Genomic DNA, 6,538 nt, shown 5'->3' on the forward strand with positions numbered 1-6,538 from the left:
GCCATGTCTGCACATGCGCAGATCCTGGCGCTGATCGACCGCTACTTTGACGGCGTGTACACCGGCAACACCGCGCTGCTCGCCACCTTGTTCGACGACGGCGCCCAGGTGTATGGCGACATCGGCGGCCAGGCCTATCACCAGCCCGTCGCCGCTTATCTGCGCGCGGTGGCCGGGCGTGACAGCCCGGCCAGGCGCGGCGAGCCATTTTTGATGCGCCCGCTCAACATCGACGTGGCGGGCAGCATTGCCAGCGTAAAACTGTCTTCACCGATGCTGGGCTTCCGGTATCAGCTATACCTGACGCTGATCCTGCGCGCCGGAAACTGGCTCATCGTCAACAAGACATTCATCCACATTCCCGCATTGCCAACCGAGGAAACACCATGCCCTACGTAAATATCCGCGTCACCCGTGAAGGTGTCACCGCCGCCCAGAAACTGGCGCTGATCGAAGGCACCACCGACCTGCTGCAACGCGTGCTGAACAAAAGTCCGCAATCGACCTTCGTCGTCATCGACGAAGTCGACACCGACAACTGGGGCTGGGGCGGCGAAGCCGTCACCACCTTGCGCCAGCGCGAAGCCGCCGGCAAGGAACGCGCCTGAGCAACTGAACCGCCATGCTTGATGCACAATGGCGTCAATCAAACATCATGGATTTCGCATGCAACGGCACTTCGACGACGTTTTACTGGGCAGCATCGAACTGTTTTGCCTGGCGGCGGAACTGGGCAGCTTTACGGCCGCCGCCAACACGGCGGGCGTGACGCCGGCGGCGGTCAGCCGTTCGGTGTCCCGGCTGGAAGAACGCCTGGGCGTGCGGCTGTTCGTGCGCACCACGCGGCAGATCCGCCTGACCGACAGCGGCCGCGTCTATTTTGAGCAATGCCGCCAGGCGCTGTCGCAGCTGGTGGAAGCCGAGCGTGAAGTCACGGGCGACCAGTCCGCACCGGCCGGCCTGTTGCGCATCAGCATGCCTACCTCGTATGGCAATCACCGCATCCTGCCCCTGCTGCCGGCGTTTCGCGCGCGCTACCCCGAGGTGCAATTCGACCTGCACATCAGCAACCGCAATATCGATTTCGCCGGCGAAGGCTACGACCTGGCCATCCGCGGCCGGGTGCCGGCCGATTCCAACCTGATCGCCCGCAAGCTCGAGGACGCCGAACTGGTGCTGGTGGCCGCGCCGGCCTATTTGCGCCGGGCCGGCACGCCGCTGAACATCGAGGATTTGCAGCAGCACGACTGCGTCCAGTTCGCGCTGCCCAGCACCGGCCGGCGCATCGCCTGGCCGTTCAATGTGGATGGCAAAACGACCGAAGTAGTCACGCAAGGCGGCTACCATTGCTCGGAAGGCTATCTGGGCATGGCGATGCTGGCGCGTGCCGGCGCCGGCATCGTGCAGACCTACCGCTTTATCGTCGAACGCGAGCTGGCCCAGGGCGAGCTGGTCGAGCTGCTGCCGCAACACGGCGGCTGCTAGCGGCCGTTTATCGTGCTGTATCCGCATGCGCGGCATTTGTCGCTGAGGGTGAGGACGTTTGTGGAGTTTTTGGTGGGGGAGTTGGGGCAGCGGTGAACGGGTGGGATTGCCTTGAATACACACTTATACACAATTCCTGTTTATGTGTATGATGACCTGCAACTGCAGTCGGGAGGCACATGAACTCAAGTCAATTGATTCACATGCTGGAAGCAGATGGATGGCGAGTAGTACGTATCAAGGGTAGTCATCATCACTTCAAACATCCTGAGAAACCAGGACTCGTCACTGTGCCGCATCCGAAGAAAGACCTGCCGATCGGCACGTGGAACAGCATACTGAAGACCTCTGGACTGAAGTAATGTTCATGCGTTCTGGCAGCCAGTCCAGATCAAGTCAATAGCAAGGGAACAGCGATGGATATCCCGGTCGTCATTTTCAAAGATGAAGGTAGTGTGTACGGTGTGAACGTACCTGACATCAAAGGCGTTTACTCATGGGGGGACAGCGTCGAGGAAGCGTTGAAAAACGTCCGGGTGGCCATCGTCAGCCATATAGAAACGCTGCTGGAGCTGGGCGAACCTGTGGAAATCACACAAAGCAAAATTGAGGATCTGCAGGCAAATCCCGATCATGCGGGAGGGATCTGGGCCTTGGTCGAACTTGATCTCGACAAACTCGATAGCAAGCCGGAGCGGATCAACATCAGCCTGCCACGGTTTGTGCTGAGCAAGGTAGACCGGTATGCGGCGGCGCGCCATGAGACGCGCAGTGGGTTGATGGCGCGGGCGGTGTTGCAATTGATTGACGAAGAGTCAAAAGGTCTTGCTGCTCGGTGAGACAAGGGGCGGCCAGCCATAGGCCTCCCCTGTGCGGGGCGATCAACAGATCGTCGTTGCGCGTTGCCCGCAACGCCGCCTGCATCCCGTCATTGATCCAGGACGCGGAACGTCAGGGTGTAATTGTTGCCGTACATCGGCGCGGCCGCACCGGCCGGCGCCGGTGCCTGAAAACGCACCAGGGCCAGATACAGTCCGGATTTCGTCAATGGCAGGGCCACTTTCCCGTTGGCATCGGTGGACAGATGTTGCACCGTGCTCTGGCTGGCCAGATCCATCGCCGACCGATACACACTGACCTTCTGGTTCGCCAAGGGCTTGCCGTCGTATTGCACGACGAAATCGAATTTCTCGTTGACGAACAGATCGCTCGGATGCGTGATGGCGACGATTTCCAGTCCCTTGCCGACCGGCGCCAGCGCCTTCGTCGATGGCTTGCCGGCCGTGACATAGGCCTCGGCAATCGACAGCGACTGATAGTGGCTCAGCAACTTGGCGCCTGCCGGCATGACTTGCTTCGGATCGCGTGCGGACTCGGTCTTGCCCTTGTGTTCCCAGGTGCGAAACACGGCGCCCAGCCGGGGGCCGGTGCTGAGGCGATACGTCCCTTTCTCATCAGGCAGTGTTTGTTCGGCCACCGTACGCTGCTTGAACTGATGGATATCACCGAAGGGAATGCGCGCGCCTTCCGGCGTGACGATCGAAAATGCCGTCTCGCCAAACGCCACGGCGGGGACAAAGAATTTCTCGGTGAAACCCGCATCGACCCCGATCGCCTCCTTCGGCTGCACATCGAAGTTGCTCGGCAACAAATAAGGTGTATGGGCGTGTGTCGTCAGCATCACAAGAGACGATGTGGCAACGAGCGCGCGCAGTAAAAATGGCCGCATCATTTCTTGTCTCCATCGGCTTGATCGATCTTGCCATCGCCATTGGTATCGGTGCGCTGGAAGGTTTTCCCGGCAATCGCGTTTTCTTCCGCCAGCGTCAACTTGCCGTCATGGTCGGTGTCGAGAATCTTGAAGCGCACATGCGCCTGCTTGATCGACCCTGCGTAGCGCTCGTCCTGCGCCTTGCCAGCGTACTGCTGCTGCAGGCGTCCTTCGAACTCGGCCACGTATTCATCTTCGCTGAGCACGCCATCGTGATTGGTATCGGCCGCCGTGAAGCGCTGCGTGCGTACCGCGTCGTACTCCTGCCGCGTCACCACGCCATCGCGGTTGGCGTCGAAACCGCCGATAAATGCCGACAGGCCATGGCCACCGGCGGGCGCCGCTGGCCCTGCGGCGGCGGTTGGCTGCTGTGTTGCTGGCTGCTGCGCCGCTGGCGGTGACGCCGACGTACAGGCGGCCATCATGGCCGCCACCATGCTGACTAGGGCGAGACGGCTGGCGCACGCGCCGCGTTTGATTTTTTGATGTTGCATGTTTACCTCTTGTGAGTGAGACGTGGATAGCGTCAATGTGCACCCCACCGGCCCGGCATCGGGCCGGCAGGACACCTTAGAACGCCAGGTTCAACGACACCGCTGCGGTGCGGCCCGATTCGGTCAGCAGTTCGATGTCGCGCCGGTCGCGGGCGACCGACGGTTGCAGGCTGCGTGCGCTGGAATATTCCCAGTAACGCTTGTCGCCCAGGTTGTAAATGCCGGCATCGAGGCGCACGTTCTTGTTGATCTGCCAGTAGCTGATCAGATCGAACACGGCATGGCCTGGCACACGGAACAGTGCCGTGGTGGAATCGCCCAGCGCCGGACCCGAGTTATTGTAGGCATCGCGGTTGGTCGCCACGGCCTGCTTGCCGCCAACAAAAGTGCCGGTCAGATTCAGTCCCCACGCTTTCATCGGTGCATCGTAGCCGGCGCCGATGATGGCCTTGCGCGGCAACACGGACTCGAGCGGCACGTCCTTGTCGCCGGCGTAATTGGATTTGGCGGTGCCGCGGCTCAGGCCCATGGCCCAGGTCGTGTAGATGCCTTTGGCCTGCGGACTCCATTGCCCGTGGTCCAGTCGCGCGCTCAGTTCGAAGCCGTAAATCCTGGCATCGTCGCGGTTCTCGGCCTGGTAGATGGTGCCGATATGCGCCGGCACCTTGGTGAACATGGCCGGGAACATCGCGCGGCCGTAGCGGGTATAGGCGATGAAATCGTTGTACTGCGTGTAGAACAGCGACGTGTTCAAGGTCACGCCCGGCGTTGGCCGGCCCTTCAGGCCGATCTCAACAGCATCGCTGGTTTCCTCTTTCAGGTTTTGATTGCCGATCAGCGCGTACTGATTGTTGGCGACATAGTTGCTGGCCAGGTTCCATGAGCCGAAAATCTCGCCGGCCGATGGCGCACGTCCGCTGCGCTTGTACTGCGCATATGCCGACATGCTCGGCGTCAGATCGTAGCTCAGACCCAGGCTGGGGCTCCAGATGACGGTGCTCGGGGTGCCGTACATCTTTTCGACATCGGCTGGCGTCAACACGCCCGAAACAAAGTTCTCCAGGTCACGCGTCTTGATCTTGACGTAGTCGGCGCGCAGTGCCGGGATCACGGCCAGGCGATGGCCGCCAAGGTCGAAGCCGATCTGATCCTGCAAAAACAGTCCCGCCCGAACGGTGGTCGTGTCCGGTTGCGGCTTCATGTAGCCAGCCACGTTCCATGGCCGCTCCACATCCTGCGTCGACGCGTTCAGGCCATAGCTCAGATAGTGCCGACCCAGCCGCTTGTTGAGTACGCTCGACACACCCTAGGTGCGCGTCTTGTTCTCGGAAACATTGCGCACACTGGCATTGGTGGCCACCGTTTTCGTATCGGTTGTGTCTTTCGTGTCGGTGCTCTGGAAATACAGCCGCGTATCGGCCTGGTCGGCCCAGGCGTTGTCCGGCGTCCACTGGTGCGTCAGCTGCAGCGTGTTGCGGCTGGTGTCACTATGCTGCTGCGAATTTTCGGTGATGAAAGTGCTGGTCGTGTCCCAGCCAAAAAAAGCCGTGTCGTTCCTGCGCCGGTACAAATCTGCGGACAGCTCAAACCGGTTGGCCGCGTCGATGCGCAGCCCGCCCTTGAGCAGCAAGGCATCGGAATGCCAGTCGTTGGCCATGCTGTCGACGATATCGCTGTTGTTGCGCGTGGCATGACCATCGCGCCGCGAATAGCTGACCAAGCCGTCCAAGTTGCCGCTTTTGCCGGCGGCCGTCACGCTCTCGTTCCAGGAGCGGTCGGCCGAGTCGTAGCCTACTTTGCCGCCAAAATACGACACCTTGTCGCCGCGCAGATAGTCGTCCGCCGACTTGGTCTTGAAGCTCACCGCCCCGCCGATGCCACCGGCCGAGCGCGAGGCCGAGGTGGTGCCGGAGAGGATATTGACCGAGGTAAACATCTCCGGATCGATAAAGTCGCGACCGACACCAAACGAATTGACGCCGGCCCGGCTCACGTAGGGACGGGTGGTGGCATCGGGCATTTCAATACCGTCGACATCCATGCCGACCCGGTTGCCTTCGATGCCGCGGATGTTATAGCCGGTCGTGCCGGAACGGTCAAAGCTGCTGCGGTTGCGGGTCGTCCCCGCCGCCGTGCCCGGCGCGGACACCAGCGGCTGATTGCGGACCACATCCTTCATGTTGTTGGCGCGATCGAGTGCGTCGCCACTGACCGTCGTCGCCGTGCCCGGCTCGGCCAGGGCCTGCTCGCTCACCTGGACCGGCGGCAATGTCTGCATGAATGGGGGCTGGCTGTTGTCATTTTCCTGGGCAAATGCCGATGCCAGGAACATGGTGGAGATGGCGCAGGCCAGGGACGTGCGAGCCAACAGGGGGGAGCAGCGATGGCGTGCAGCCAAGCGCCGCTGCGGGAACGTATCCCGTAAAGCGTATCCGGTCATAAAGTCTCTTCAAGCTTGTTTTTGGCTGGATACCTCCTTGATGGTGTTGCGGGGATTTCTGGCTGGCAAGTAAGTGTACGCTAGATGGGAATGAGTTTCATTAACTTTTTTAGGGTTGGGGTTGGGGAGTTGGATTGGATGCAAGCCGCAGCTGCCCTGCGCTTGGCTGGGCGATGGGAAGAGGGGATACACATCACACGAAAGAAGGCCCGCAAAGAATGGCTTCCTGCCGAAAGGCTCTCTAAATATGCCCCAACTATGCTCCAAAAAACGTAAGCGTCGTCCCACCGCCGTCTACCCTTGAGCATCGCACGATGCCATGATTGAATTTGGGACACAAATTGGTTG

Annotated in this window: 8 protein-coding genes and 1 pseudogene; 5 read left to right on the forward strand and 4 right to left on the reverse strand. The window is 60.7% G+C overall.

Features of this window, described 5'->3' with window-relative positions; translation table 11 throughout:
- The first annotated feature begins 3 nt into the window (after positions 1-3).
- The 5 genes and pseudogenes from ACP7B7_RS27300 (at position 4) to ACP7B7_RS27320 (ending at position 2,324) form a co-directional block, all read left to right on the forward strand.
- Positions 4-399 carry a nuclear transport factor 2 family protein gene (locus ACP7B7_RS27300; RefSeq protein ID WP_308922770.1) on the forward strand — a complete coding sequence of 132 codons (396 nt, stop codon included), beginning with the start codon at positions 4-6 and terminating at the stop codon, positions 397-399.
- Complete coding sequence (locus ACP7B7_RS27305; RefSeq protein ID WP_308922771.1) at positions 387-608, forward strand: tautomerase family protein; 222 nt, start codon at positions 387-389, stop codon at positions 606-608. The genes ACP7B7_RS27300 and ACP7B7_RS27305 overlap by 13 nt, the downstream gene beginning before the upstream one ends.
- Positions 609-666: 58 nt before the next feature.
- Positions 667-1,581, forward strand: a pseudogene (locus ACP7B7_RS27310) (LysR family transcriptional regulator).
- Positions 1,582-1,664: 83 nt separating this feature from the next.
- Positions 1,665-1,847 (forward strand): type II toxin-antitoxin system HicA family toxin, encoded by a 183-nt coding sequence (locus tag ACP7B7_RS27315; RefSeq protein WP_308922773.1) that lies wholly within the window; start codon positions 1,665-1,667, stop codon positions 1,845-1,847.
- Between the two features lie 54 nt (positions 1,848-1,901).
- Positions 1,902-2,324 carry a type II toxin-antitoxin system HicB family antitoxin gene (locus tag ACP7B7_RS27320; RefSeq protein ID WP_308922774.1) on the forward strand — a complete coding sequence of 141 codons (423 nt, stop codon included), beginning with the start codon at positions 1,902-1,904 and terminating at the stop codon, positions 2,322-2,324.
- Positions 2,325-2,413: 89 nt separating this feature from the next.
- Here the strand turns inward: ACP7B7_RS27320 and ACP7B7_RS27325 are convergent, their stop codons facing one another.
- The 4 genes from ACP7B7_RS27325 to ACP7B7_RS27340 form a co-directional block, all read right to left on the reverse strand.
- On the reverse strand, positions 2,414-3,217 hold the full coding sequence (locus ACP7B7_RS27325; RefSeq protein ID WP_426078808.1) for a DUF4198 domain-containing protein: 804 nt from the start codon (positions 3,215-3,217) through the stop codon (positions 2,414-2,416).
- Positions 3,214-3,750, reverse strand: a complete 537-nt coding sequence (locus ACP7B7_RS27330) for an EF-hand domain-containing protein (RefSeq protein ID WP_426078809.1) — start codon at positions 3,748-3,750, stop codon at positions 3,214-3,216. Before ACP7B7_RS27330 ends, ACP7B7_RS27325 begins: the two co-directional genes overlap by 4 nt.
- 76 nt (positions 3,751-3,826) lie before the next feature.
- The gene (locus tag ACP7B7_RS27335) at positions 3,827-5,053 is read right to left on the reverse strand and encodes a TonB-dependent receptor domain-containing protein (protein WP_426078810.1); all 1,227 of its coding nucleotides are present in this window, start codon (positions 5,051-5,053) and stop codon (positions 3,827-3,829) included.
- Positions 5,054-5,056: 3 nt separating this feature from the next.
- Complete coding sequence (locus ACP7B7_RS27340) at positions 5,057-6,190, reverse strand: TonB-dependent receptor plug domain-containing protein (RefSeq protein WP_426078811.1); 1,134 nt, start codon at positions 6,188-6,190, stop codon at positions 5,057-5,059.
- Positions 6,191-6,538 lie beyond the last annotated feature (348 nt).

Source organism: Janthinobacterium sp. PSPC3-1 (assembly GCF_049896105.1).
Lineage (GTDB): Bacteria > Pseudomonadota > Gammaproteobacteria > Burkholderiales > Burkholderiaceae_D > Janthinobacterium.